The sequence below is a fragment of the Streptomyces avermitilis MA-4680 = NBRC 14893 genome (genome assembly GCF_000009765.2).
Classification (GTDB): Bacteria; Actinomycetota; Actinomycetes; order Streptomycetales; family Streptomycetaceae; genus Streptomyces; species Streptomyces avermitilis.
The window spans coordinates 7556405-7582380 of sequence record NC_003155.5; the positions used below are offsets into that span (position 1 = coordinate 7556405).

At 70.3% G+C, this 25976-nt stretch carries 20 protein-coding genes; 13 read left to right on the forward strand and 7 right to left on the reverse strand.

What is annotated here, in order from left to right; translation table 11 throughout:
- The first annotated feature begins 124 nt into the window (after window positions 1–124).
- The 8 genes from SAVERM_RS32385 (at window position 125) to pgi (ending at window position 10482) form a co-directional block, all read left to right on the forward strand.
- A complete protein-coding gene (locus SAVERM_RS32385; RefSeq protein WP_010987696.1) occupies window positions 125–3079 on the forward strand; it encodes a M14 family metallopeptidase in 2955 nt (984 codons plus the stop codon).
- Window positions 3080–3306: 227 nt separating this feature from the next.
- Window positions 3307–4314 (forward strand): type I glyceraldehyde-3-phosphate dehydrogenase, encoded by a 1008-nt coding sequence (gene gap, locus SAVERM_RS32390; protein ID WP_010987697.1) that lies wholly within the window; start codon window positions 3307–3309, stop codon window positions 4312–4314.
- Window positions 4315–4441: 127 nt separating this feature from the next.
- Complete coding sequence (locus tag SAVERM_RS32395; protein WP_010987698.1) at window positions 4442–5653, forward strand: phosphoglycerate kinase; 1212 nt, start codon at window positions 4442–4444, stop codon at window positions 5651–5653.
- A 5-nt stretch (window positions 5654–5658) separates the two neighbouring features.
- Window positions 5659–6435 (forward strand): triose-phosphate isomerase, encoded by a 777-nt coding sequence (gene tpiA, locus SAVERM_RS32400; protein WP_010987699.1) that lies wholly within the window; start codon window positions 5659–5661, stop codon window positions 6433–6435.
- Window positions 6436–6566: 131 nt separating this feature from the next.
- Window positions 6567–6803 (forward strand): preprotein translocase subunit SecG, encoded by a 237-nt coding sequence (secG, locus tag SAVERM_RS32405; RefSeq protein ID WP_078234928.1) that lies wholly within the window; start codon window positions 6567–6569, stop codon window positions 6801–6803.
- A gap of 219 nt (window positions 6804–7022) precedes the next feature.
- Complete coding sequence (locus SAVERM_RS32410) at window positions 7023–7358, forward strand: RNA polymerase-binding protein RbpA (RefSeq protein ID WP_006349936.1); 336 nt, start codon at window positions 7023–7025, stop codon at window positions 7356–7358.
- 154 nt (window positions 7359–7512) lie between these two features.
- On the forward strand, window positions 7513–8757 hold the full coding sequence (locus SAVERM_RS32415) for an MFS transporter (protein WP_242432299.1): 1245 nt from the start codon (window positions 7513–7515) through the stop codon (window positions 8755–8757).
- A 72-nt stretch (window positions 8758–8829) separates the two neighbouring features.
- Complete coding sequence (gene pgi / locus SAVERM_RS32420) at window positions 8830–10482, forward strand: glucose-6-phosphate isomerase (protein ID WP_010987702.1); 1653 nt, start codon at window positions 8830–8832, stop codon at window positions 10480–10482.
- 178 nt (window positions 10483–10660) lie between these two features.
- Here the strand turns inward: pgi and SAVERM_RS32425 are convergent, their stop codons facing one another.
- From SAVERM_RS32425 to SAVERM_RS32435, 3 genes are all read right to left on the reverse strand, one after another.
- Complete coding sequence (locus tag SAVERM_RS32425; protein ID WP_010987703.1) at window positions 10661–12967, reverse strand: ABC transporter permease; 2307 nt, start codon at window positions 12965–12967, stop codon at window positions 10661–10663.
- Window positions 12968–13237: 270 nt separating this feature from the next.
- On the reverse strand, window positions 13238–13984 hold the full coding sequence (locus SAVERM_RS32430) for an ABC transporter ATP-binding protein (protein ID WP_010987704.1): 747 nt from the start codon (window positions 13982–13984) through the stop codon (window positions 13238–13240).
- Window positions 13981–14496 (reverse strand): PadR family transcriptional regulator, encoded by a 516-nt coding sequence (locus tag SAVERM_RS32435; RefSeq protein WP_010987705.1) that lies wholly within the window; start codon window positions 14494–14496, stop codon window positions 13981–13983. The genes SAVERM_RS32430 and SAVERM_RS32435 overlap by 4 nt, the downstream gene beginning before the upstream one ends.
- A 154-nt stretch (window positions 14497–14650) precedes the next feature.
- Here SAVERM_RS32435 and SAVERM_RS32440 point away from each other — a divergent pair, with 154 nt between their 5' ends.
- The 5 genes from SAVERM_RS32440 (at window position 14651) to SAVERM_RS32460 (ending at window position 21345) form a co-directional block, all read left to right on the forward strand.
- A complete protein-coding gene (locus SAVERM_RS32440) occupies window positions 14651–15925 on the forward strand; it encodes an ABC transporter substrate-binding protein (RefSeq protein ID WP_037646843.1) in 1275 nt (424 codons plus the stop codon).
- A 161-nt stretch (window positions 15926–16086) separates the two neighbouring features.
- On the forward strand, window positions 16087–17760 hold the full coding sequence (locus SAVERM_RS32445) for a glycoside hydrolase family 13 protein (RefSeq protein ID WP_042493825.1): 1674 nt from the start codon (window positions 16087–16089) through the stop codon (window positions 17758–17760).
- A 59-nt stretch (window positions 17761–17819) separates the two neighbouring features.
- The gene (locus tag SAVERM_RS32450; protein ID WP_037646845.1) at window positions 17820–19145 is read left to right on the forward strand and encodes an ABC transporter substrate-binding protein; all 1326 of its coding nucleotides are present in this window, start codon (window positions 17820–17822) and stop codon (window positions 19143–19145) included.
- Window positions 19146–19150: 5 nt separating this feature from the next.
- On the forward strand, window positions 19151–20509 hold the full coding sequence (locus tag SAVERM_RS32455) for a carbohydrate ABC transporter permease (protein ID WP_010987709.1): 1359 nt from the start codon (window positions 19151–19153) through the stop codon (window positions 20507–20509).
- A complete protein-coding gene (locus tag SAVERM_RS32460) occupies window positions 20506–21345 on the forward strand; it encodes a carbohydrate ABC transporter permease (protein WP_010987710.1) in 840 nt (279 codons plus the stop codon). Before SAVERM_RS32455 ends, SAVERM_RS32460 begins: the two co-directional genes overlap by 4 nt.
- 75 nt (window positions 21346–21420) lie before the next feature.
- Here SAVERM_RS32460 and pgl read toward each other — a convergent pair whose 3' ends face one another.
- The 4 genes from pgl to tal are packed head-to-tail and all read right to left on the reverse strand — an operon-like array spanning window position 21421 to window position 25964.
- The gene (pgl, locus tag SAVERM_RS32465; RefSeq protein ID WP_010987711.1) at window positions 21421–22203 is read right to left on the reverse strand and encodes a 6-phosphogluconolactonase; all 783 of its coding nucleotides are present in this window, start codon (window positions 22201–22203) and stop codon (window positions 21421–21423) included.
- Complete coding sequence (opcA, locus tag SAVERM_RS32470; protein ID WP_010987712.1) at window positions 22200–23321, reverse strand: glucose-6-phosphate dehydrogenase assembly protein OpcA; 1122 nt, start codon at window positions 23319–23321, stop codon at window positions 22200–22202. Before opcA ends, pgl begins: the two co-directional genes overlap by 4 nt.
- Window positions 23318–24841 carry a glucose-6-phosphate dehydrogenase gene (zwf, locus tag SAVERM_RS32475; RefSeq protein ID WP_010987713.1) on the reverse strand — a complete coding sequence of 508 codons (1524 nt, stop codon included), beginning with the start codon at window positions 24839–24841 and terminating at the stop codon, window positions 23318–23320. Before zwf ends, opcA begins: the two co-directional genes overlap by 4 nt.
- A gap of 4 nt (window positions 24842–24845) precedes the next feature.
- On the reverse strand, window positions 24846–25964 hold the full coding sequence (gene tal / locus SAVERM_RS32480) for a transaldolase (RefSeq protein ID WP_010987714.1): 1119 nt from the start codon (window positions 25962–25964) through the stop codon (window positions 24846–24848).
- Between the last annotated feature and the right edge of the window lie 12 nt (window positions 25965–25976).

A 25976-nucleotide genomic window follows, 5' to 3' on the forward strand; every position in this document is an offset into this window, starting at 1 on the left:
CGACACCCACTTGGGTGGTCGGCACCGGCGTTTCGCTGTCTTTGAGGCGCCCTTGACTCGATCATGGAGTGTCATGAGCCTGGCATCTGTTCGCTGCTGTGGCGAACCACTGCAAGGGGGGCTCATGAGACGAAGAGCGAGATCGATCCTCGCTGCCGGCGCGCTGCTGCTCGGGGGAGCGGGCATGGCGCCCATCGCCCAGGCGGACAGCGGCAGTTCGCCCAAGCCGGATGCGGACGCCGTGAAGGTGTTCCGCGCCGAGGTCACGAAGCAGCAGGTACCCCTGCTGCTCGCGGCCGGGCAGGACGGCCATGAACTCGGTGCACAGGCGCCGGAGAAGGGCACGGCCACGGTCGAGGTCTACCTCACCGACAAGCAGGCCCGGAAGCTGGAGAAGCAGGGTGTGGAGCTCACCGAGCACACACTTTCGGCCAAGGCCGAGGCGCGTGTCGAGGACGCGGCGCAGGGCGTGTTCCGCCCGTACAGCGGAAAGGGCGGTCTCGAGGAGGAGATCGTCAGGACGGGCGCGGCCCACCCCGACCTCACCAAGGTCGTCTCCATCGGCAAGACCCTGAACGGCCAGGACATCCTCGCGCTCAAACTGACCAAGGGCGCGAAGAAGACCAAGGACGGCGCCAAGCCCTCCGCGCTGTACATGTCCAACCAGCACGCGCGCGAGTGGATCACGCCCGAGATGACCCGGCGGCTGATGCACTACTACTTGGACAACTACTCCAAGGACAAGCGCATCAAGAAGATCGTCGACTCGACGGAACTGTGGTTCGTCCTCTCGGCCAACCCCGACGGCTACGACTACACGTTCCAGAACTCCGACACGCGTCTGTGGCGCAAGAACCTGCGGGACGTCAACGGCGACGGCACGATCAGCACCGGCGACGGCGTCGACCTCAACCGCAACTTCTCCTACAAGTGGGGCTACGACGACGAGGGTTCGTCCCCCAACCCCACCAGCCAGACCTACCGCGGCGCGAGCCCCGGCTCCGAGCCCGAGACCAAGGCCCTGGACGCCTTCGAGAAGCGCATCGGCTTCACGTACGGCATCAACTACCACTCCGCCGCCGAACTGCTCCTCTACGGAGTGGACTGGCAGGTGGCGACGCCGAGCCCGGACGACATCGCCTACAAGTCCCTCGCCGGTACGCCGGACAACTCCGCGGTCCCGGGCTACCGCCCGCAGGTTTCCTCGGAGCTGTACACCACCAACGGCGAGGCGGACGGCCACGCCTCGAACGTCAACGGCATGGCGATGTTCACGCCCGAGATGTCGACGTGCCAGACCGCGTCGGACATCGACCCGAACGACACCTGGAACGCGGCCGACTGCCAGTCGGTCTTCAACTTCCCGGACGACGAGAAGCTGATCAAGCAGGAGTTCGAGAAGAACATCCCGTTCGCGCTCTCCGTCGCCGAGACCGCCGCCCATCCCGACAAGCCGTCCTCCACGGTGGGCATCGACGCGCCCGACTTCACCCCGGCGACGTTCTCCACGTCGTACTCCCGCGGCGCCGACCAGGAGGTCTCCGTCGTCGTACGCAAGTCCGTGCGCGACAAGGAGCTCAAGTACCGCGTCAACGCCGGCCGCACCGAGGACATGGCGCTCAAGGCCTGGAAGGGCGGCGAGACGTACGGGGGCGACGACAACCTGTACTTCGACGAGTACCGCACCAAGGTCCAGGACGGCGAGCCGGGCGACAAGGTCGAGGTCTGGTTCACCGGCGAGACCAGGAGCGGCAAGAAGACGTCCAGTGCGCACTTCACGTACACCGTGGCCGAGCGGCCGAAGGCGGACACCCTCGTGGTCGCCGAGGAGGGCGCGACCGCCACACAGGCCCAGAAGTACGTCGACGCCCTGAAGGCCAACGGCCACAAGGCGCTCGTCTGGGACGTCGCCACCCAGGGCGCGCCCGACGCGCTCGGCGTGCTCGACCACTTCAAGACCGTCGTCCACTACACGGGCGCGGCCCGGCCGGGCAACCCCACCCAGCTCCAGCTGCGCGCCTTCCTCAACGAGGGCGGCAAGCTGATCGAGGCGGGCGAGCTGGCGGGCGGCAGCGTCGACCTCGGCGACGGCACCCTGTCGAACGACTTCAGCCAGTACTACCTGGGCGCCTATTCGCGTACGTCGACTCCGGGGGCCAACGGCTTCACCGGCTCCGGCAAGCTCGACGGGTCCACGGGCGCCCTGGGCGACGCGCCGGGCAACCCGCTGAACGCGGCGGGCACCTACGGCGTCACCTCGGACGAGCTGTCCGTCGCCACGTATCCGCAGTTCGCGAGCGCCGGTGCGGGCCAGTTCGCCGGGACCGTCAACCCGTACGGACCGCACGGGGGCTCCTCCATGGCGGCCGCCGTCCACACCGACGACGCCTACAAGCGACTCACCCGCACCATCGATCTCACCGGGGTGGGCGCGGCCGACAAGCCGACCCTGCGCACCCAGCTCCTGTGGGACACGGAGCCCGGCTACGACCACGCGGTGCTGGAGATCCACACCACCGGCGCCGACGACTGGACGACCCTCCCCGAGGCGGGCGGCGCCACCGGAGCCACCGTCCCGGCGGACTGTGAGGCAGGGTTCCTCGTCGCCGAGCACCCCTGGCTCAAGCACTACCTGACCGTGGCGGCCGGCGGCTGCACCGCGACCGGCACCAGCGGCTCCTGGAACAGCTTCACCGGCGCCTCCACCGGATGGCAGCAGGTCGGCTTCGACCTGAGCGCGTACGCCGGCAAGTCGGTCGAGGTCTCGCTGAGCTACATCACCGACCCGAGCTCCGGCGGTCACGGTGTCCTCGCCGACGACGCCTCCCTCGTCGTCGGTGGCACCGCCACCCAGGCGGAGGGCTTCGAGACCTCGCTCGGGGCCTGGAGCGTGCCCGGACCGCCCGCGGGCAGCCCGGCCGTCCTCAAGGACTGGGCGCGCTCCGGAGCGCTCTTCAAGACCTACGGAGCGGTCACCACGCGTGACACCGTGCTGTTCGGCTTCGGCCTGGAGCACGTCACCGCGGCGGCCGACCGTACGGCGCTGATCGGGAAGGCGCTGACGGCGCTGGGTGGCTGACTCCGGTCGGTCAACGGCAGTTGGTGTCGTGTAACCGAAACGAGTGGTCAGGCCTCAAGGACGGGGCGGTCCGTACCCCTACTGGTGGGTACGGACCGCCTCGCCGTGTATGGGGCATCTCGATGTCACCACAGGGGCTTCAGGGAGGTAGGGTCGTAGGCGGTCGGGGACATCCCATACAACTCGCCGGCGTCGAATGCCGGCGTACCTAACGAGGAGATCGGTTCGTGACGATCCGCGTAGGCATCAACGGCTTTGGCCGCATCGGTCGTAACTACTTCCGCGCGCTGCTGGAGCAGGGTGCAGACATCGAGATCGTGGCTGTCAACGACCTGGGTGACACCGCGACCACCGCTCACCTGCTGAAGTACGACACGATTCTGGGCCGTCTCAAGGCCGAGGTGACGCACACCGCCGACACGATCACCGTGGACGGCAAGACCATCAAGGTGTTCTCCGAGCGCAACCCCGCCGACATCCCGTGGGGCGAGCTGAACGTCGACATCGTCATCGAGTCGACCGGCATCTTCACCAAGAAGGCCGACGCCGAGAAGCACATCGCCGGCGGCGCCAAGAAGGTCCTCATCTCGGCTCCGGCCTCCGACGAGGACATCACCATCGTCCTCGGCGTCAACGAGGACAAGTACGACCCGGCGAAGCACAACGTCATCTCGAACGCGTCCTGCACCACCAACTGTGTGGCGCCGATGGCCAAGGTTCTCGACGAGAACTTCGGCATCGTCAAGGGCCTGATGACCACCATCCACGCGTACACGAACGACCAGCGCATCCTTGACTTCCCGCACAAGGACCTGCGCCGCGCCCGTGCCGCCGCCGAGAACATCATCCCGACCACCACGGGTGCCGCCAAGGCCACCGCGCTGGTCCTCCCGCAGCTCAAGGGCAAGATGGACGGCATCTCCATGCGCGTCCCGGTCCCCACGGGCTCGGCCACCGACCTGGTCGTCGAGGTCTCCCGTGAGGTCACCAAGGACGAGGTCAACGCCGCGTTCAAGAAGGCCGCCGAGGGCGAGCTGCAGGGCTACCTGTCGTACACCGAGGACCCGATCGTCTCCTCGGACATCGTCGGCGACCCGTCGTCCTGCACCTTCGACTCGGCCATGACCATGGTCATGGAGGGCACCTCGGTGAAGATCCTCGGCTGGTACGACAACGAGTGGGGCTACTCCAACCGCCTCGTCGACCTCACGGTCTTCGTCGGCAACCAGCTCTAAGTCCCGGAGCAGGCACCTCGATGTAGAGCAGGGCTCGGGCAGCGCAAAGCCGCGCTGTCCGAGCCCTGTCTCACGTACTGATCGATCAGCCCTCCCGGATCACCAGAGCCTTCCTAGGAGTCCCTTCATGAAGACGATCGACGAACTTCTCGCCGAAGGCGTGGACGGCAAGCGGGTCTTCGTCCGCGCCGACCTGAACGTGCCGCTGGCCGACGGCCTCATCACCGACGACGGCCGCATCCGCGCCGTCCTGCCGACGGTCAAGGCGCTGGCCGAGGCCGGTGCCAAGGTGGTCGTCGCCTCGCACCTGGGCCGCCCCAAGGGCGCCCCGGACCCGGCCTTCTCCCTGCTGCCCGCGGCGGAGCGGCTCGGTGAACTCCTCGGCGCGCCCGTCGCGTTCGCCCAGGACACCGTGGGCCCCGCCGCCCACGACGCCGTGAACGGCCTCCAGCCCGGCCAGGTAGCGGTCATCGAGAACCTGCGCTTCAACGCGGGCGAGACGTCCAAGGACGACGCCGAGCGCGGCGCGTTCGCCGACCGGCTGGCGGCCCTGGCCGACATCTACGTGGGCGACGGTTTCGGCGCCGTGCACCGCAAGCACGCCTCCGTGTACGACCTCCCGGCACGCCTGCCGCACTACGCGGGCTACCTCATCGCCACCGAGGTCAACGTCCTGAAGAAGCTCACCGAGGACGTCAAGCGCCCCTACGTGGTCGCACTCGGCGGCGCCAAGGTCTCCGACAAGCTCGCCGTCATCGACCAGCTGCTCGGCAAGGCCGACCGCCTGCTGATCGGCGGCGGCATGGCCTACACCTTCCTCAAGGCCAAGGGCTACGAGGTCGGCATCTCCCTCCTCCAGGAGGACCAGATCCCGACCGTCAAGGAGTACATGGAGCGCGCGGAGAAGAACGGCGTCGAGCTGGTCCTCCCCGTCGACGTGCTGGTCTCCACGGAGTTCCCGGACCTCAAGACGAAGGCCCCGGCCAACCCCACCACCGTCGCCGCGGACGCCATCCCGGCCGACCAGGAGGGTCTCGACATCGGTCCTGAGACCCGCAAGCTGTACGCATCGAAGCTCGCCGACGCGGCCACCGTCTTCTGGAACGGCCCCATGGGCGTCTTCGAGCACCCCGACTACGCCGAGGGCACCAAGGCGGTCGCCCAGGCCCTCGTCGACTCCCAGGCCTTCACGGTCGTCGGCGGTGGCGACTCCGCCGCGGCCGTCCGCATCCTGGGCTTCGACGAGACGGCATTCGGCCACATCTCGACCGGCGGCGGCGCCTCCCTCGAATACCTCGAGGGCAAGACGCTCCCCGGCCTTGCCGCACTGGAGGACTGAACACCGTGACTTCGCGCATGCCGCTGATGGCGGGCAACTGGAAGATGAACCTCAACCACCTCGAGGCCATCGCCCACGTCCAGAAGCTCGCCTTCGCCCTGGCCGACAAGGACTACGAGGCCTGCGAGGTCGCCGTCCTGCCGCCCTACACCGACCTGCGCTCCGTGCAGACCCTGGTCGACGGCGACAAGCTCAAGATCAAGTACGGCGCCCAGGACGTCTCGGCGCACGACTCCGGCGCCTACACCGGCGAGATCTCCGGCTCGATGCTGGCCAAGCTCAAGTGCACGTACGTGGCGGTCGGCCACTCCGAGCGCCGGCAGTACCACCACGAGACCGACGAGATCGTCAACGCCAAGGTCAAGGCCTCCTTCAGGCACGGCCTGATCCCGATCCTGTGCGTCGGCGAGGAGCTGGAGGTGCGCGAGGCGGGCAACCACGTCACGCACACGCTCACCCAGGTCGAGGGCGGCCTCAAGGACGTCCCGGCCGAGCAGGCCGAGACCATCGTGATCGCGTACGAGCCCGTCTGGGCCATCGGCACCGGCAAGGTCTGCGGCGCCGACGACGCCCAGGAAGTCTGCGCGGCCATCCGCGCCAAGCTCGCCGAGCTGTACTCCCAGGAGCTGGCCGACCAGGTCCGCATCCAGTACGGCGGCTCCGTGAAGTCCGGGAACGTCGCGGAGATCATGGCGAAGCCCGACATCGACGGCGCCCTGGTCGGCGGTGCCTCGCTCGACGCCGACGAGTTCGTCAAGATCGCGCGCTTCCGCGACCAGTGAGTATGCGGTAGCGGCGATCCGTCGTACCCTTGCGGGGGCCGAGGGCTCTGAAAGTGAGCACGCACAGAGCTCACCGGAAAAGCTTCGGCCCCCGTTGTCGTCCATCCAGTTCCGAGGAAGTTGGTCCAGCCGTGGTTTTGGGGTTCTCGATCGCCCTGATCGTCTTCAGCCTGCTGCTGATGCTGCTGGTGCTGATGCACAAGGGGAAGGGCGGCGGCCTCTCCGACATGTTCGGTGGCGGCATGCAGTCGTCCGTCGGCGGCTCCTCGGTCGCCGAGCGCAACCTCGACCGGATCACCGTGGTGATCGGTCTGTTGTGGTTCGCGTCCATTGTCGTGCTCGGCATCCTGATGAAGGTCAACAGGTAGGTAGTCGTGGGCTGACGCCGGCACGACCACGCATATCGCACGTAACGCCCCATGTTCGGTACGAGTCTTCGGACGCGGCCTATCATGGGGCTTGCGTCTGGAGGGCGGGGTGTAACTCCAATCACTGGACGCGCGTTGGGCCTTACGTAGACTGAGGCGCTCGCAGCGAAGCGTCACGCCGACTCGCTTCGCGGCACCATCACGCAGGGAGTTACGACCGTGGCAAGTGGCAACGCGATCCGAGGAAGCCGGGTCGGGGCGGGGCCGATGGGCGAGGCCGAGCGCGGCGAGTCCGCGCCGCGGCTGCGCATCTCCTTCTGGTGCTCCAACGGGCACGAGACGCAGCCCAGCTTCGCCAGCGACGCGCAGGTTCCCGATACCTGGGACTGCCCGCGCTGCGGCTTTCCCGCCGGACAGGACCAGGACAACCCGCCGGACCCGCCGCGCACCGAGCCGTACAAGACGCACCTCGCGTATGTACGGGAGCGGCGCAGTGACGCGGACGGCGAGGCGATCCTCGCCGAGGCGCTCGCCAAACTGCGGGGCGAAATCTAGGAATTGAGAACCGGCCGGGCACTGAGGAGTGCCTGGCCGGACGTGTTTCGCACGGCCTCGCCGCTCGCTGCGCGGTCGACTGTCAGTGGTGCCCGTTACGGTTCGCAGGAGTGGACCGGGAGGGGGCGCTGTGACGACGGCCGAGGCGAGTGGTGTGGCAGCACCCGCATGGCGCGGGGGCTTCGGGCGGCTGTGGAGCGCGGCAGTGGTGTCGCGGTTCGGAGACGCGCTGCGGACCGCCGCGTTACCCCTGATTGCCGTGCGGCTCACCGACGATCCCCTCGTCATCGCCTCCGTGACCGCCTGCGGCTACGTTCCGTGGCTGCTCTTCGGTCTGCTCGGCGGCGCCGTCGCGGACCGGGTGGACCAGCGCCGGGCCATGTGGGCCGTGGACACGGTACGCGGGGCACTGGTGGCGTCCTTCGCGCTCGCCGTCGGGCTCGGACACGCGTCGATCCCGCTGCTGTTCGTGCTCGCCTTCTCGCTGACCACCCTCCAGACGCTCTTCGACAACGCCTCCACGGCCCTGCTGCCGTCCCTCGTGGATCCCGAGGCCCTGGGCAGCGCCAACGCGAGGCTGATGACGGGCCAGCAGCTCGCGGGCGGCCTGCTCGCGAGCCCCTTCGTGCCGCTGTTGCTGGCCGCCGGGGCCGCCGTGCCGTTCGCCGCGGACGCGGTCACCTATCTGCTGGCCGCCGCCCTCGTGGCCTTCCTGCGGATCCGGGCGCCCGAGCGGGCGCCACGCCCGGCCGGCAGCACCCTGCGGGCGGAGATGGCCGACGGCCTGCGCGCACTCCGGCGTGACCGGCCGCTGCGCGCGATCTGCGCGGCCACCCTGCTGTGCAACATCGGCATGGGCGCCCTGATCGCCACCGTGGTGCTGCACGTGACGCGCTGGCTGCACACGGGGAACGCGGGATACGCGGCCGTGATGACGGCGTACTCGGCCGGAAGCCTCGCCGGTGGCTTCGTCGCCCAGCGGATCGCGAACCGCGTGGGGAGAGTCCGCGCCCTGCTCCTGTGCGTCGGCGTCCAGACCTCGTCCTTGGTGCTCATCGGCACCGTCCGCCAGCTCGCCGCCCTGATCGTCGGCATGGCGCTGCTCGGCGCCATGGGCATGGTGTGGAACGTCAACCAGGTCACGCTGATGCAGCAGCGCAGCGAGCCGTCCATGGTCGGCCGCATCGCCGCGGCCTTCCGCACGGCCTCGACGTCCGGCGCCCCGCTCGGCGCCCTGCTGGGCGGCGCCGTGGCACAGGTGTACGGGCTGAACGGGCCCGCGCTGTTCGCGGCCGTCCTGTTCGCGCTGGCCGGCACCGCGTTGATACCCGCGCTCACGCCGGACGTACCTGTTGTCGAGCCGGACGACGGCGCGACGACAGCTCACGTCACGCCCTGATCAATTAGGTTGGGACCGGCAGCGGGGCAAGGGACGCAGCAGCACACGCAGGAAAGAAGGCGGAAGTCCGAGATGAACGCAGACAGCCGTACCAGGCTCAACCAGAGGCCTGAGTGGACCGCTCTGGCCAAGCACCGCGAAGAACTCGCGGGCACCCATCTGCGGGACCTGTTCGCGGCCGACCCCGGGCGCGGTGCCGGATACACCCTCGAGGTCGGCGATCTGCACGTCGACTACTCCAAGCACCTCGTCACCGACGAGACGCTGCGGCTGCTGCGCGAGCTGGCCGCCGCGACCGATGTGTTCGGGCTGCGGGACGCCATGTTCCGCGGCGAGAAGATCAACGTCACCGAGGACCGCGCCGTCCTGCACACGGCGCTGCGCGCCCCGCGGGACGCGGTCGTCGAGGTCGACGGCGAGAACGTGGTGCCGGCCGTGCACGCCGTGCTCGACAAGATGAGCACCTTCGCGGAGCGCGTCCGTACGGGGGAGTGGACCGGGCACACCGGAAAGCCCATCAAGAACATCGTCAACGTCGGCATCGGCGGCTCGGACCTCGGCCCGGCCATGGCGTACGAGGTGCTGCGCTCCTTCACCGACCGTTCGCTGACCGTCCGGTTCGTGTCGAACGTGGACGGTGCCGACCTGCACGAGGCCGTCCGCGACCTGGACCCGGCCGAGACGCTGTTCGTGATCGCCTCGAAGACGTTCACCACGATCGAGACGATCACCAATGCCACCTCGGCCCGCGACTGGCTGCTGACCGAGCTGAAGGCCGGTCAGGAAGCCGTCGCCAAGCACTTCGTGGCGCTGTCGACGAATGCCGAGAAGGTGTCGGAGTTCGGCATCGACACGGCGAACATGTTCGAGTTCTGGGACTGGGTCGGCGGCCGCTACTCGTTCGACTCGGCGATCGGCCTGTCGCTGATGATCGCGATCGGGCCGGAGCGGTTCCGCGAGATGCTCGACGGGTTCAGGATCGTCGACGAGCACTTCGAGAGCGCCCCCGCCGAGGACAATGTGCCGCTGCTGCTGGGCCTGTTGGGCATCTGGTACGGCAACTTCCACGATGCCCAGTCGCACGCGGTGCTGCCCTACAGCCACTACCTGTCCAAGTTCACCGCCTACTTGCAGCAGCTCGACATGGAGTCGAACGGCAAGTCGGTACAGCGGGACGGCAACCCGGTGGAGTGGGAGACCGGGCCCGTCGTGTGGGGCACTCCGGGCACCAACGGGCAGCACGCCTACTACCAGCTCATCCACCAGGGCACGAAGCTGATCCCGGCCGACTTCATCGGCTTCGCCGAGCCGGTCGCCGATCTGCTGCCCGGCCTGGTCGCCCAGCACGACCTGCTGATGGCCAACTTCTTCGCCCAGACGCAGGCGCTGGCCTTCGGCAAGACGCCGGACGAGGTGCGGGCCGAGGGCGTGCCCGAGCAGCTGGTGCCGCACAAGACGTTCAAGGGCAACCACCCGACGACCACGATCCTCGCGAAGGAACTGACTCCGTCGGTGCTCGGCCAGCTGATCGCGCTCTACGAGCACAAGGTGTTCGTCCAGGGCGCGGTCTGGAACATCGACTCCTTCGACCAGTGGGGCGTCGAACTCGGCAAGGTCCTCGCCAAGCGCGTCGAACCGGCACTGACCGAGGGCGCGGACGTGCCGGGTCTGGACGAGTCGACGAAGGCGCTGGTCGCCAAGTACCGGCAGCTGCGGGGCCGGTAGGCGGGCGGGGAGCGGGCGGCAGGAGGCCGCCCGCTCCCGGAGACCCCTCTGCGGCCACCCGCCCCACCCGCTCCACCGGCTCCACCCCCCCCCACGCGCACCACCTGCACCACGCGCGCACCACCTGCACCACTCGCCCCCTCGTGCTCCGGACAACGGGCGAGGTGCCGTGTGGTGGTCAGGCCACCGCGCTCAACGTGTCCGCCAGCCTGCGGCGGCCCGACCGTGCCGCGGGCAGTGCGGCGAGCGCGGCGGCACCCAGCACCGCGGCCGTGCCGAAGAGCAGCAGGAGCACCGGGGACGGCCCCTGGGCGACCCCGGCGCCGATGCCGCTCGACCTCCCCTGGACATCGATCAGCCAGTGCGCGAGGGGCATTCCGAGCGTGCTGCCGACGAGGACCGCGGCCAAGGCGGTGCAGCCTGTGGCGGTGACGGTGACCGCGGTGATCTGCCGCGGGGACAGCCCGATCGCCTTCAACGCCAGCAGATCCCGCTCGCCCTCGCGTATGGTGCCGCCGATCGCGGTGAGCAGTTCGATGAGCCCGATCAGGGCCAGTACGGCGATCAGCCCGACCACGACGCCGCGCAGGGGAGAGAGCCCGTCGGCCGGATTCGTCACGGGGTGGACGTCGAAGCGCCCGTGCGCGGACGCGGTCAGCTCGGCGGCGACCCGGTGCGGGTCGGCGTGGGGGCGCAGCTGGAGCTGGTAGAGGGTCGGCCGGAGCCCCGGGTCGTTCTCGCGGAGCGTGTCGAGCGAGGTGGAGATGACCCGTCCGCCGTTCTCCGGCTCGATGCTGCGTCCCACGATGTGCAGGATCTGCGGCTGCGCCCCCACGGTCATCCGGACCCAGTCCCCGATGCGCACGTCCAGCAGGTCGAGCAGCCCCTGACCGGCCACCGCCTCGTCGGGGCCGCGGGCGGGGCGGCCCTCGGCCAGTGAGAACGGGTACGGGTCCCGGCGCGTGCCGAGCCCGCGCAGCGCGATCGTGCCGGTCTGCCCCGGGACCAGGGCCGCGACCTCGACGCCCGGATGGACGGCGGCGACCCGCGGGTTCTGGGCCAGCAGGGTCCGCGCGTCCGGGTCGCTCAGACTCTCGTCCGCCCGGACGGTGAGCGCGGCGGCGAGACCGATCTGTTCGGGCCTGCTGTGGAAGCGGTCGATGGTGGTCCACGCGCTCAGCGCCACCACGATCAGCAGCAGCGGCAGGGCGAGCCGGGAGACGGTCGCCAGCGAACGCGGCCGCCGCGTGAACGCCTTGTGCCAGCCCAGGACCAGCGCGGGCGGCAGCCGCAGCCCCAGCACCCGGAGCCCGAGCGCCCCGCGCGCGACACCCGACAGGCGCCCGCCGAGCGGAGCCGCGGCCCGCAGTACCGGCACCGGAGGGACCCGGCCGGCCCGCCATGCCGCGAGGCCGGTCGTCGCACCGATGAAGAGGACCGCCGCCACGGGCACCGCGAAGAGCGCCGCGGTATGTCCCGGCAGCCCCTGCCACACGCCCACGGCGTCTCCGAGCCGGCCCGGGATCAGCCGGCCCAGCGCCTGGGTGAGTGCCGCGGCGACCACCGCGCCGAGCAACGCGAACGCCAGGTGCTGGAGCAGGAAGATGCGCACCACCTGGCCCGGCGTGAAACCGATCGCCTTCAGCACGGAGATGTCGCGCAGATGACCGCGGATACGGGTACCGATCGCGCCGTGGACGGCCAGGGCGGCGGCGACCAGCGCGCCGAGCCCGAACAGGCCGAGCACCTGCCCGAGCAGCCGGTTGTCGCCCTGGGCCGCGGCGCGTGCCTGGCGCCAGTCGGACACCTCGCTGACGGCTCCGGAACCGAGGACGGTGACGGCCCGCTGGACGGCGTAGTCCGTGTCCTCGGGATCGTCCAGGCGCAGGCCGATGACCTGGCCGCCGCGCCCGTCGGCGCGCCGCACGGTGGACGGCAGCGACCATACGAGGCCCGGCTGCTCCCCGGGGCGGTAACGAGGCTCGGCGCTGTCGGCGACGCCCAGCACGGTCAGCGTGCGGACGGTGCCCGGCAGCGTGAGGATGTCTCCCGGCTCGGCCCACAGCGACCGGGCGAGGCTGCTCTCCAGGACGACGCCGTCCGGCTCGGCGGGGTCCAGCCAGCGGCCGGCGGTGAGCAGCGGGCGGCCGCTGCCGGGCGGCTCGACCGTGCCCCGCAGCTCGACGGTGGCGCGGGTACCGCGCGACTCGACGGTCGTGGCGGCGGTGGGATACGGGCCCGACACCGCCGCGACGCCGTCCAGCTCGGCGAGCCGCGCGGCGTCGGCCGACGGGCCGGTGTGGATCCACACATGGGCACCGTGCGACTGCGTGAACACCCGCTGCCAGGGGTTGGTGGCGTAGCCGAACAGCGCCGCGGCAAGCAGCAGCGAGGCGACGATGCCGGCGGTGGCGAGCACGATGAACAGCGCCTCGCCGCGATGCGTGCGCAGATCGGCTTGCGCCCAGCGCAGAGTGGCCCGCACGCCGCCTCAGCCTCTCGGCCCGGGCCGGTGCCGCGGCGCGTGCACGCCGGGCCGGCTCAGCGGACCGGGTGTGGTGGGGCGGTGCGATCCGGCCACGCCGGGCCGGTGCATCAGTCCGCCCGCGCCACGGCGGCCGTACCGACCGGGCACCGGCCACGGGCTCGGCTCGTGTGCGCTCGGCCGGTGTGCGCTCGGCCCGTGTGCGCTCGGCTCGCCCCAGGGCTCACGTACGACGGAGCGGTCCCGCTGCGGATGGTCGTGCACGGCTGATCAGTCCCTCAGTTCCAGCACGCCGGATATCCCGGCGCCGCGCGACGGGGTGCCGTCGAGTTCCGCGTCGTCGGCGATGCGCCCGTCGAAGAAGCTGATCACCCGGTCCGCGGCGCTCGCGAGCCGGGCGTCATGGGTGACGAGCACGATGGTCTGGCCGCGCTGGTGGAAGCGGGTCAGCAGCCGCATGACCTCGCGCGTGCCCTTGCTGTCGAGGCTGCCCGCCGGCTCGTCGGCCAGCAGCAGGGGCGGGTGGTTGACCAGGGCCCGGGCCAGCGCCACCCGCTGCTGCTCGCCACCGGACAGCTCGCCCGGCATGCTGCGCTCCTTGCCCTCGAGGCCCAGCTCGGCGAGGAGCTGCTCGCGCTCGGCGCGCGCCCGCTTGGGAGAGACCCCGGCGAGCAGGGCCGGCAGCTCGACGTTGTCGGCGACCGACAGGTTCGACACCAGGTTGAAGAACTGGAAGACGATGCCGATACGGCGCCTGCGCTCCACCGCCCAGCGGGCCTCGCCGTACGCGTCGGTGCACTCGCCGTCCAGCCAGAGGGAGCCGCTGTCCGGCCGCTGGAGCCCGCCGAGCAGATGCAGCAAGGTCGACTTCCCGGCACCGGACGGGCCGGTGACGGCCACGAACTCGCCCTGCCGCACGGCGAGGTCCACCCCGCGCACGGCGTACGCGGGCGCACCCTCGCCGAAGTGGGTCTTGACCAGACCCTCGGCGCGCACCAAAGGAGCGGTGTGGCTCACTCCAGCTCCTCCAACTCCTCCTGGCAGCGCTCCAGCCAGTCGAGGTCGGCCTGGAGATGCAGCATGGCGCCCTCGACGAGCAACTGGGCGATGCGGTTGTCCCGGTTCTCGGCCGCGGCGAGCTTCGACAGACTGCGCATGGTGTTCAGGTATTGGCGCCGCTGTTTGTTGATCAGGGCGATCCGGTCGGCGAGACCGGTCGTCGGGGCGAGCGCGAGTTTCATGAAGAACTCGTCCCGCACCCGCGGCTCGTCCGCCGTCTCCTCGTACCAGGCGCGCAGCGCCTCCCGCCCGGCATCGGTGAGGTGGTAGATCTTCTTGTTGGGCCGGCTCGACTGCTCGACTTCCTCGCCCTCGATCAGCCCGGACTTCTCCAGGCGGCCGAGCGTCACATATATCTGGCCGACGTTCGGCTGAGGGTACGCGGCACCCAGCATCTGCTCAAGGTCCTGCTTGAGCTCGTAGCCATGGGCCGGGCCACGCGCAAGCAGCGCCAGGAGGGGCAGCCGCACTCCCGCTCTCCTCCTCGCGTTCTTGTTCTGTGCCGCAGGCCGGTGTGCCGGGGGCCAATGTGTCGCAGGCCCTAGTATCGCCCATACCTAACAGGTATACATGGCCTCTGACTCCGGGCGACGGTGCCCGGCGCCGGTGTACAGGGAGGAACCTATGCGGTGGATACACGCCGCCGGTAGGGGCCTCCTGGTCGCGGCGGTGATCCTGACCGGTTACGTGGCCTCGGGCACGCAGTCCGACGGGCCCCGCGAAGGCGGTCGCGGCCCGCTCACACTGGCCACCGCGGGCGACCTCACCAACTATCTGGGACCCCTGCTCGACGGCTGGAACCGCACCCACCCCGGCGAGCGGGTCACCCTCGTCGAACTGCCGGACTCCGCCGACGAGACCCACGCGCAGATGACGACCGACCTGCGCGGCGGCGACCGGAGCCGCTTCGACGTCCTCAACATCGACGTCGCCTGGACCTCGGAGTTCGCCGCCGCCGGCTGGATCGCGCCGCTGGAGCGGTCGCGTTTCCCGCTCGGGAGTTTCCTGCCGCCGGTCGTGGACACGGCGACGTACGACGGAAGGCTGTACGCCGTCCCGTACGTCACCAACGCCGGGCTCCTCCTGTACCGCAAGGACGTCCTCGCCAAGGAGGGTGTCCCGCCGCCGCGCACCTGGGCCGAGCTGGAGCGGCAGGCCAGGGACATCGCCCCCAAGTACGGGCTCGACGGCTACGCCGGCCAGTTCCTGCCGTACGAGGGGCTCACCGTGAACGCCGCCGAGGCGGTCTACTCGGCGGGCGGCACGATCCTCGGTGACGAGGGCGAACGCGTCACCGTGAACTCCGCCGCGGCCCGTGAGGGCATCGGGTTCCTCGCCCGCGGCGTGCGCGACGGCTGGATCCCGAAGACGGCGCTCGCGTACAAGGAAGAAGAGTCCAAGCAGGCCTTCCAGGACGGACATCTGCTCTTCCTGCGCAACTGGCCGTACGCCTACGTCGGCGCGTCGGGCAAGGGCTCCGCGGTCGCCGGGAAGATCGGTGCGGTGCCGCTGCCCGGACCCGACGGCCCGGGCGCGAGTGTGCTCGGCGGCTCCAATCTCGCGGTCAACGCGCATGCCCGGCATCCCGGGTCGGCCGCCCGCCTGATCGCGTACCTCACCAGCGAGCCGGTGCAGCGGCAGGTCCTCACCAGGGGTGCGCTGCCGCCCGTACGGGCGGCGCTCTACCGGGACCCGGCGCTGATCCGGAAGTTCCCCTATCTGCCGACGCTGCGCGCGAGCGTGCTCGCCGCCGCCCCGCGTCCCAAGAGTCCCCGTTACGACCAGGTCAGCCTGGCCGTGCAGGCCGTGGTGCGCGACGCGATGACGGGGCACGAGACGCCGACAACGGCGGTACGGCGACTGGCGCGGGAGCTGGCGGACATCTCGCACCGCGGCTGACCCTTCACGCGGTCGTCTCAGCTCTTCTTAGTTACATGTTAGGTATCGCGCTGATCTCGCTGCGGCCTCAAAGGCGTCCATAAAATGGGGCGTAAGGGACCAACTTTCCGCTGTTTCCTGCCTACTCGTTGACACCTCTTCGACATGCCTACTTAACATGCATGCATAACCGCTGGCACGAACAGACAGGTCGACGGGTGTCCCTCAACACGCACCACTGGTGGCGCGACGCAGTGATCTACCAGGTGTACGTCCGCAGCTTCCTGGACAGCACCGGGGACGGGATCGGCGATCTCGCCGGGGTCCGGGCCGGACTGCCGTACCTGAAGAAGCTCGGCGTCGACGGCATCTGGCTGAGCCCCTTCTACCCCTCCCCGCAGCACGACCACGGCTACGACGTGGCCGACTACTGCGACGTGGACCCGCTCTTCGGCGATCTCGCGGAGTTCGACCTGCTGATGACGGACGCCCGGCGGCTCGGCATCAAGGTGCTCCTCGACATCGTCCCCAACCACTGCTCCAGCGAGCACCCGTGGTTCTCCCAGGCGCTGGACTCGGCGCCCGGCAGCGCGGCCCGCGCCCGCTTCCACATCGCCGACGGCCGCGGCCCGGACGGGGCCGAGCCGCCCAACAACTGGCACGCCATGTTCGGCGGCCCCGCATGGTCCCGCATCACCGAGCCGGACGGCACGCCCGGCCAGTGGTACCTGCACATGTTCACGCCCGAGCAGCCCGATCTGAACTGGCGCAACCCCGAGGTCGGCGCCCACTTCGACCACGCGCTGCGCTTCTGGCTGGACCGGGGCGTCGACGGCTTCCGCATCGATGTCGCGGCCGGCCTCTTCAAGCACCCCGACCTGCCCGACTCGCCCGACCCCGAGGCCGACGCCCGCACCCGCGACTCGGTCAACCCGCTGGCCTGGAACCAGCCCGAGGTGCACGACGTCTGGCGGCACTGGCGCACGGTCTGCGAGGAGTACACCGCCCGCGACGGCCGCGAGCGGCTGCTCGTCGGCGAGGTCTCCGTGCCCACCGCGCGCGAACACGCCCAGTACGTACGCCACGACGAACTCCACCAGGCATTCTTCTTCGACCTGCTGAGCGCGCCCTGGAACGACGACGCCTTCCGCAAGGTCATCTCCGAGGCCATGCAGGACATCGCCGGCACCGGCTCCACCGTCACCTGGGTGCTCAACAACCACGACCAGGTCCGCACGGTCACCCGCTACGGCGAACTCGGCACCGAGGGCAGCGGTCTGGGCGCCGCCCGGGCCCGCGCCGCCGCACTGCTGATGCTGGCGCTGCCCGGAGCCGCGTACATCTACCAGGGCGAGGAGCTCGGCCTTCCCGAGGTCGTCGACCTGCCCGATGACGTGCTGACCGACCCGATCTTCCACCGGACCGGCAGCCGTGCCCGGATCCGCGACGGCTGCCGGGTGCCGCTGCCGTGGTCGGGGCACGCCTCGCCGTTCGGCTTCACCCCCGGCGTCGAGAGCGCCAAGCCGTGGCTGCCGCAGCCCGCCTACTTCGCCGAGTACGCCACCGACCGCGCCCTCGCCGACACCCGCTCCTTCTGGCACCTCTACCGCGACGGGCTCCACCTGCGCGCCGGACTGCCCCAGCTGGGCGAAGGGACGCTGCGCTGGCTGGACACCCCGCCCGGCGTCCTCGGCTTCGTCCGCGGCGACGGCCTGGTGTGCGCCGTCAACTTCGGTACGGCCCCCACGCCCGCGCCCGTCTCCGGCACCCCCCTGCTGTCCAGCGGCCCCTGCGCGCCCGGCGTCCTGCCCGGCTCGACGGCCGCCTGGTGGATCAGCGACTCCACCAACCCCTGAGTGACTCCCGGGCCCTCCGGATCTCCGTCAGTTCTTCACCCCTCGAAGGGACATCAACGATGATGCGACGACGTACGACCCTGCTCGCCAGCTGCACCGCCCTCGCCCTGGCCCTGGGCGCCACCGCCTGCGGAGGCGGCCCCGTCGCCGCGGGTGGCGGCGGCAAGTCGCTCAGCGGGCAGACGATCACCGTGGCCGGTGTCTGGTCCGGGAGCGAGCAGAAGAACTTCCAGAAGGTCCTGGACGCCTTCACCGAGAAGACCGGCGCGTCGGCCCGGTTCACCTCTACCGGCGACAACGTCTCCACGGTCGTCGGCAGCAAGATCGAGGGCGGCAACGCTCCCGACGTGGTGATGGTCCCGCAGGTCGGCGTGCTCCAGCAGTTCGCGAAGAAGGGCTGGCTCAAGCCGCTCTCCCGGACCGCCCAGCAGTCCGTCGACGCCAACTACGCGAGTGTCTGGAAGAAGTACGGCAGCGTCGACGGCACCCTGTACGGCCTGTACTTCAAGGCCGCCCACAAGTCGACCGTCTGGTACAGCCCCGACGCCCTCGACCAGGCGGGCGTCAAGCCGCCGAAGACGTACGACGCGATGCTGAAGGCCGGGCACACCGTGTCCGACTCCGGCCTCGCGGCCTTCTCCGTCGCCGGACAGGACGGCTGGACCCTCACCGACTGGTTCGAGAACATCTACCTCTCCCAGGCCGGACCCGAGAAGTACGACGCCCTGGCCGCCCACAAGATCAAGTGGACCGACCCGAGCGTGGTCGAGGCCCTCACCACCCTCGGCAGGCTCTTCAAGGACAAGCAGCTGATAGCCGGCGGCCAGAAGGGCGCCCTGAACACCGACTTCCCCGGCTCCGTCGAGAAGGTCTTCGGACCCGAGGCACAGGCGGGCATGGTCTACGAGGGCGACTTCGTCGCCGGCGTCGCCAAGGACCAGTTCGACAAGAAGATCGGCCAGGACGCCGACTTCTTCCCCTTCCCCGCGGTGGACGGCGGCAAGGCACCCGTGGTCAGCGGCGGCGACGCGGCGGTCGTCCTGAAGGACGGCAAGAACCAGAAGGCCGCCACCCGGTTCCTGGAGTACCTCGCCACCCCCGAGGCGTCCGCCGTCTGGGCCGGGGCCGGCGGCTTCCTCTCCCCGAACAAGAAGGTCGACCTCGCCTCCTACGGCGACGACGTCACCCGCGAGACGGCCAAGTCCCTGATCGCCGCCGGGGACTCGGTCCGCTTCGACATGTCCGACCAGGCCCCGGCCGCGTTCGGCGGCACCAAGGGCACCGGCGAGTGGAAGCTCCTCCAGGACTTCCTGCGCGACCCGTCCGACCCCAAGGCGACCGCCGCCGAGCTGGAGCGCGCGGCGGCCAAGGCCTACCAGGACTGATCGCCATGACCGCCACCCTCGTGAAAGAGACGAGCCCCCCGGCCGCCCCCCGGGCCGACGGCAGGCGCCGGGCCAGGCGCCGCGGCCGGATCATCGCCCTCGTCTTCGTCTTCCCCGCCCTGCTCCTGCTCGGCGCGCTCGTCGTCTATCCCGTGCTGTTCACCGTCGGGCGCAGCTTCTTCGACGCCTCCGGCACCCGGTTCGTGGGCGGCGACAACTACGCCGAGATGTTCCGCGACCCCGCCACGCTCAAGGCCATCCGCAACACCACCATCTGGGTGGTCGTCGCCCCGACCCTGCTCACCGGGCTCGGCCTGGTCCTCGCCGTGCTCGTCGAGAAGATCCGCTGGGCGACGGCGTTCAAGCTGCTGCTGTTCATGCCGATGGCGGTCTCCTTCCTCGCCGCGGGCATCATCTTCCGGCTCGCCTACGACGAGGACCCCGACAAGGGCGTGCTGAACGCCGCCGTGGTCGGCGTCCACGACGCCTTCGCGGGCACGTCCTCCTACCCGACCGCCCGTGCCCGCGACGGCCAGGGCCTGACCAGGGCAGGCGACGGCTCGTACGGTACGGCCGACGGCGTGTCCCCCGGCCGCACCGTCAGCCTCGGACTGGTCGGTGTACGCCCCGACGACCTGCCCAAGGACGCGAGGCCGGCGTACACGGCCGCCGGGCGCACGTCCGCCCCGGACGAACTGCGCGGTGTCGTCTACCTGGACTTCACCCCCGGCGGGGGAGGCCGGCAGGGCAAGGCCGACAAGGCGGAGAGCGGGCTGCCGGGGATGCGGGTCGAGGCGGTGCGCGACGGGAAGACGGCCGCGCGCGCCACGACCGCCGCCGACGGCTCCTTCCGCTTCGGGGACCTGGGCTCCGGCTCGTACACGCTCCGGCTGCCCGCGTCGAACTTCGCGCCGCCCTACGAAGGCGTCTCCTGGCTCGGCCCGGCGCTCGTCACGCCGGCCGTCATCGGGGCGTACCTGTGGATCTGGACCGGCTTCGCCATGGTCCTGATCGGTGCCGGACTGGCCGCGCTGCCCCGGGACGCGCTGGAGGCGGCCCGGATGGACGGGGCGGGGGAGTGGCAGATCTTCCGCCGGATCACCGTGCCGCTGCTGGGACCCGTACTCACGGTGGTCTTCGTGACCCTGGTGATCAACGTGATGAAGGTCTTCGACCTCGTCTACATCATCGCGCCGGGACCGGTGCAGGAGGACGCCACCGTGCTCGCCACCCAGATGTGGCTCGTGTCCTTCGGCGGCGGCAACAACCAGGGCCTGGGCAGCGCGCTCGGAGTGCTGCTCCTGCTGCTGGTCATCCCGGCCATGGTCTTCAACGTCCGCCGTTTCCGAGGGAGTCAGCGATGAACGCGCTCAGGCGAGGGCTCGGCAACAGCCTGATACAGGCCTTCCTCGTGCTGGTCGGGCTGATCTGGCTCACCCCGCTCGCCGGACTGTTCCTGTCGTCGTTGCGGTCCGCGCAGGACCAGGCGCGCGGCGGCTGGTGGACGGCTCTGACCAGTCCCGCACAGCTGTCCTTCGACAACTACTCGGCGCTGCTGGGCAATGCGGGGATGACGCAGGCGTTCTGGAACACCGTGCTGATCTCCGTCCCGGCGACCACACTCGTCGTCGTCATCGCGGCGCTCGCCGGATACGCGTTCGCCTGGCTGGAGTTCCCCGGCCGGGAGGCGCTCTTCCTGCTCGTCGTGGCCCTGTTGGTGGTGCCCGTCCAGATCGGGCTGCTGCCGGTGGCCAAACTCTTCGGCCAGCTGGGCCTGTTCGGCACGATCCCGGGCGTCGTGCTCTTCCACGTCTCCTACGGGCTGCCCTTCGCGATCTTCCTGCTGCGCAACTACTTCGCCGAGATGCCGCGGGAGATGCTGGAGGCCGCCCGCATGGACGGCGGCAGCGAGTGGCGCATCTTCACCCGGCTCGTCCTTCCGGTCGGCCGCCCGGCCATCGCGAGCCTCGCGATCTTCCAGTTCCTCTGGGTCTGGAACGACATGCTCGTCGCCCTGCTCTTCGCCGACAGCTCCGCACAGCCGCTGACGGTGGAACTCCAGTCGCAGATACGGCAGTTCGGCAGCAACATCGACGTACTCGCGCCGGGGGCGTTCCTGTCCCTGGTGGTGCCGGTGGTCGTCTTCTTCGCCTTCCAGCGGCACTTTGTGCAGGGGGTGATGGCGGGCTCCGTCAAGTAGCGCGGGACGAAGACGAAGGGGGCGGCGAGGCGGAAGAACCGCCCCACCGCCCCCTCGTCGTGCCGCAGCCAGCCGTCAGGCCAGAGCCGGCGGATACAGCGAGCGCGGCAGCTGCGAGGCCGCCGCCGCGTCCAGCAGCCACAGGGTGCGGGAGCGGCCGTGGGCGCCGGCCGCCGGGGCCTGGAGCTCGCCCGCGCCCGACAGGGCGATGGCCGCCGCCTCCGCCTTGTCCTCGCCCGCCGCCAGCAGCCACACCTCACGCGCGGCCCGGATCGCCGGCAGCGTGAGCGTGATCCGGGTCGGCGGGGGCTTCGGCGCTCCGTGCACACCGACCACCGTCCGCTCCGTCTCCCGCACCGCCGGGTGCTCCGGGAAGAGCGACGCGACATGCGTGTCCGGGCCGACGCCCAGCATCAGGACGTCGAAGGTCGGGACCGCGCCATGGTTCTCGGGCCCGGCCGCCCTGGCCAGCTCCTCCGCGTACGCGGCCGCCGCCGCGTCCGCGTCGGAGCCGTGCGGGCCGTCCGACGCGGGCATGGCGTGCACCCGCTTGGGGTCCAGCGGCACCGCGTTCAGCAGCGCCTCACGGGCCTGGGTGTCATTGCGTTCCGGGTCGCCCTCGGGCAGGAACCGCTCGTCGCCCCACCACAGGTCGAGCCGGCCCCAGTCGATGGCGTCCCGGGCGGGCTCGGCGGCCAGCGCGGCCAGCAGGCCGTTGCCGTTGCGGCCGCCCGTGAGCACGACCGAGGCGTAGCCGCGGGAGGCCTGCGCGTCCACGATCTTCGTGATCAGCCGGGCCGCGGCGGCCTGCGCCATCAGCTCCTTGTCGCGATGCACGACCAGTTGGGGAGTACTCACTGCGGGTCTGCCTTCTTGACCGGGGGCATCTGGGCCGGAGACGGACGGCCGACCTCGCTGTCGCCCGCCGGGGAGGCCGGCGCGGGAGCCGACGCGGCCGTCCGGCTGGGCTCAGCCGATTCCTGCACCGGCCGGACCGGGAGTGGCGTCGTGGCCTGTGCGGGAGCCTCGGACCTTCGCGAGGCCGAGTGGGTCCCGCCGAGCCGGTCCACCCCGAACCGGAGCGCCGACGCGTAGGTGTCGTCCGGATCGAGCCTGCGCAGCTCCTCCGCGAGCAACCCGGACGTTTCGCGGCGCTTGAGCGCCACCGCGCGGTCCGGCTGCCCCGGCAGCGCCAGCGTGGCCATCGTTCCGTCCGACCGGTGCAGCGTGATGGGGCCACCGGTCGTTTCCATCCGGACCTGGGTCAGGCCGGGACCGGCGGAGATCACGCGCCGGACGTGCACATGGAGCCGGTCGGCGAGCCACATGGCCAGCAGTTCGACGCTCGGGTTGAACTCCTCGCCCGCCACCTCGGCGGAGATGACCTCGCAGTTGATCTGGTCGAGGGCGGCGGCCAGCATCGAGCGCCACGGGGTGATCCGGGCCCACGCCAGGTCGGTGTCCCCCGGCTCGTAGCTCTCGGCGCGGGCCCGCAGCTCGTCGACGGGCTTCTCCGCCGCGTAGCTGTCGGTGACCCGGCGCTGGCCCAGGGCGCCGAGGGGGTCGCTGGCCGGGTCACGCGGGGCGTCCACCGACCACCAGACCACCACGGGCGCGTCCGGCAGCAGCAGCGGCAGGACGACGGACTGGGCGTGGTTCGCGACCTCGCCGTACAGGCGAAGGACGACCGTCTCGCCGGTGCCGGCGTCCGCGCCGACCCGTACCTCGGCGTCCAGACGCGACTTCGTGCGGTCCCGGGGCGAGCGCGAGACCCGCTTGACGACCACGAGCGTGCGCGAGGGGTGCGCGCGCGAGGCGTCGTTGGCGGCCTTCAGGGCGTCGTAGGCGTTCTCCTCGTCGGTGACGATGACCAGGGTGAGCACCATGCCGACGGCGGGCGTGCCGATGGCGCGGCGGGCCTGCACGAGCCCCTTGTTGATCTTGCTGGCAGTGGTGTCCGTGAGGTCGATCTTCATGGGCGACGCCAGCTCCGTCCGTCTCGTTCGAGCATTTCGTCCGCCTCGACGGGACCCCACGTGCCCGCGGGGTACTGCGCGGGCTTGCCGTGCTTGTCCCAGTGCTCCTCGATCGGGTCGAGGATCTTCCAGGACAGCTCGACCTCCTCGGTGCGCGGGAAGAGGTTCGAGTCGCCGAGCAGCACGTCCAGAATCAGCCGCTCGTACGCCTCCGGGCTGGACTCGGTGAACGACTCGCCGTACGCGAAGTCCATCGAGACGTCCCGGATCTCCATCGAGGTGCCGGGCACCTTGGAGCCGAAGCGGACGGTGATGCCCTCGTCGGGCTGGACGCGGATGACGATCGCGTTCTGGCCGAGCTCCTCCGTCGCCGTGTGGTCGAAGGGGGAGTGCGGGGCGCGCTGGAAGACGACCGCGATCTCGGTGACGCGGCGGCCCAGGCGCTTGCCGGTACGGAGATAGAAGGGGACGCCCGCCCAGCGGCGGTTGTCCACCTCGAGCTTGACGGCCGCGTAGGTGTCGGTCTTCGACTTGGGGTCGATGCCGTCTTCCTGGAGATAGCCGACGACCTTCTCGCCGCCCTGCCAGCCGGCCGCGTACTGTCCGCGGACGGTGTTCTTGCTCAGGTCCTTCGGCAGCTTGGCGGCGCCGAGCACCTTGGTCTTCTCGGCGGCGAGCGCGTCCGCGTCGAAGGAGGCGGGCTCCTCCATGGCGGTCAGTGCCATCAGCTGGAGCAGGTGGTTCTGGATGACGTCACGGGCGGCGCCGATGCCGTCGTAGTAGCCGGCGCGGCCGCCGATACCGATGTCCTCGGCCATGGTGATCTGCACATGGTCCACGAAGGACCGGTTCCAGATCGGCTCGAACATCGTGTTGGCGAAGCGCAGCGCCAGGATGTTCTGGACGGTCTCCTTGCCCAGGTAGTGGTCGATGCGGAAGACCTGGTCCGAGCCGAAGACCTCGTGGACGATCGCGTTGAGCTCCTCGGCCGACTTGAGGTCGTGTCCGAAGGGCTTCTCGATGACCGCGCGGCGCCAGGAGCCGTCCGACTGGTCGGCCAGGCCGTGCTTCTTGAGCTGCTGGATGACCACCGGGAAGGCGGACGGCGGCACGGACAGGTAGAAGGCGAAGTTGCCGCCCGTGCCCTGTGCCTTGTCCAGTTCCCCGATGGTGTCGCGCAGCCGCTCGAAGGCGTCGTCGTCGTCGAAGGTGCCCTGGACGAAGCGCATCCCCTGGATGAGCTGCTGCCAGACCTCCTCGCGGAACTCCGTACGGGCGTGTTCCTTGACGGCGTCGTGGACGACCTGGGCGAAGTCCTCGTGCTCCCAGTCGCGGCGGGCGAAGCCGACGAGCGAGAAGCCCGGCGGCAGCAGCCCGCGGTTGGCGAGATCGTACACGGCTGGCATCAGCTTTTTACGTGACAAATCGCCCGTGACGCCGAAGATGACCAGGCCCGACGGCCCCGCGATACGCGGGAGCCGTCGGTCTGCGGGGTCACGCAGCGGGTTGCTGCTCGACAAGGTTTCAGCCCTCCGAGGGGGCGAGGCGCTGGAGCTCCGCCTCGGTCGACTTGAGCAGGTCGTTCCAGGACGCCTCGAACTTGTCGACGCCCTCTTCCTCCAGGAGCTGGACCACGTCGTCGTACGCGATCCCGAGCTTCTCGACGGCGTCGAGGTCGGCGCGGGCCTGCTCGTACGTGCCGGCGATGGTGTTGCCCCGGATCTCGCCGTGGTCCGCGGTGGCCTCCAAAGTGGCCTCCGGCATGGTGTTCACGGTGTTCGGCGCGACCAGTTCCTCGACGTACATGGTGTCCTTGTACGCCGGGTCCTTGACGCCGGTGGAGGCCCACAGCGGGCGCTGCTTGTTGGCCTGCGCCTTGTCGAGGGCGAGCCAGCGGTCGGTGGAGAAGACCGCCTCGTACGCCTCGTAGGCGAGCCGGGCGTTGGCGAGGCCCGCCTTGCCGCGCGCGGCCTTGGCCTCCGGCGTGCCGAGGGCGTCGATCCGCTTGTCGATCTCGGTGTCCACGCGGGACACGAAGAAGGACGCCACCGAGTGGATCTTCGACAGGTCCAGGCCGCGCTCCTTGGCCTTCTCCAGGCCGGCGAGGTAGGCGTCCATGACCATGCGGTAGCGCTCGAGCGAGAAGATCAGCGTCACGTTGACGCTGATGCCGAGGCCGATGACCTCCGTGATCGCCGGGATGCCCGCCTTGGTGGCCGGGATCTTGATGAGCGTGTTGGGGCGGTCGACCAGCCAGGCCAGCTGCTTGGCCTCGGCGACCGTCGCCTTGGTGTTGTGGGCCAGGCGCGGGTCGACCTCGATCGAGACCCGGCCGTCCTGGCCGTCGGTGGCGTCGAAGACCGGGCGCAGGATGTCGGCGGCGTCGCGGACGTCCGCCGTGGTGATCATGCGGATGGCTTCTTCGACGGTGACCCGGCGGGCGGCGAGGTCGGAGACCTGCTGGTCGTAACCGTCGCCCTGAGAGATGGCCTTCTGGAAGATCGACGGGTTGGTGGTGACGCCCACGACGTGCTGCTGGTCGATCAGTTCGGCGAGGTTGCCGGACGTGATCCGCTTGCGCGACAGGTCGTCCAGCCAGATCGCGACGCCTTCCTTGGAGAGGCGCTTGAGTGCGTCTGTCATGGAAAATGCATC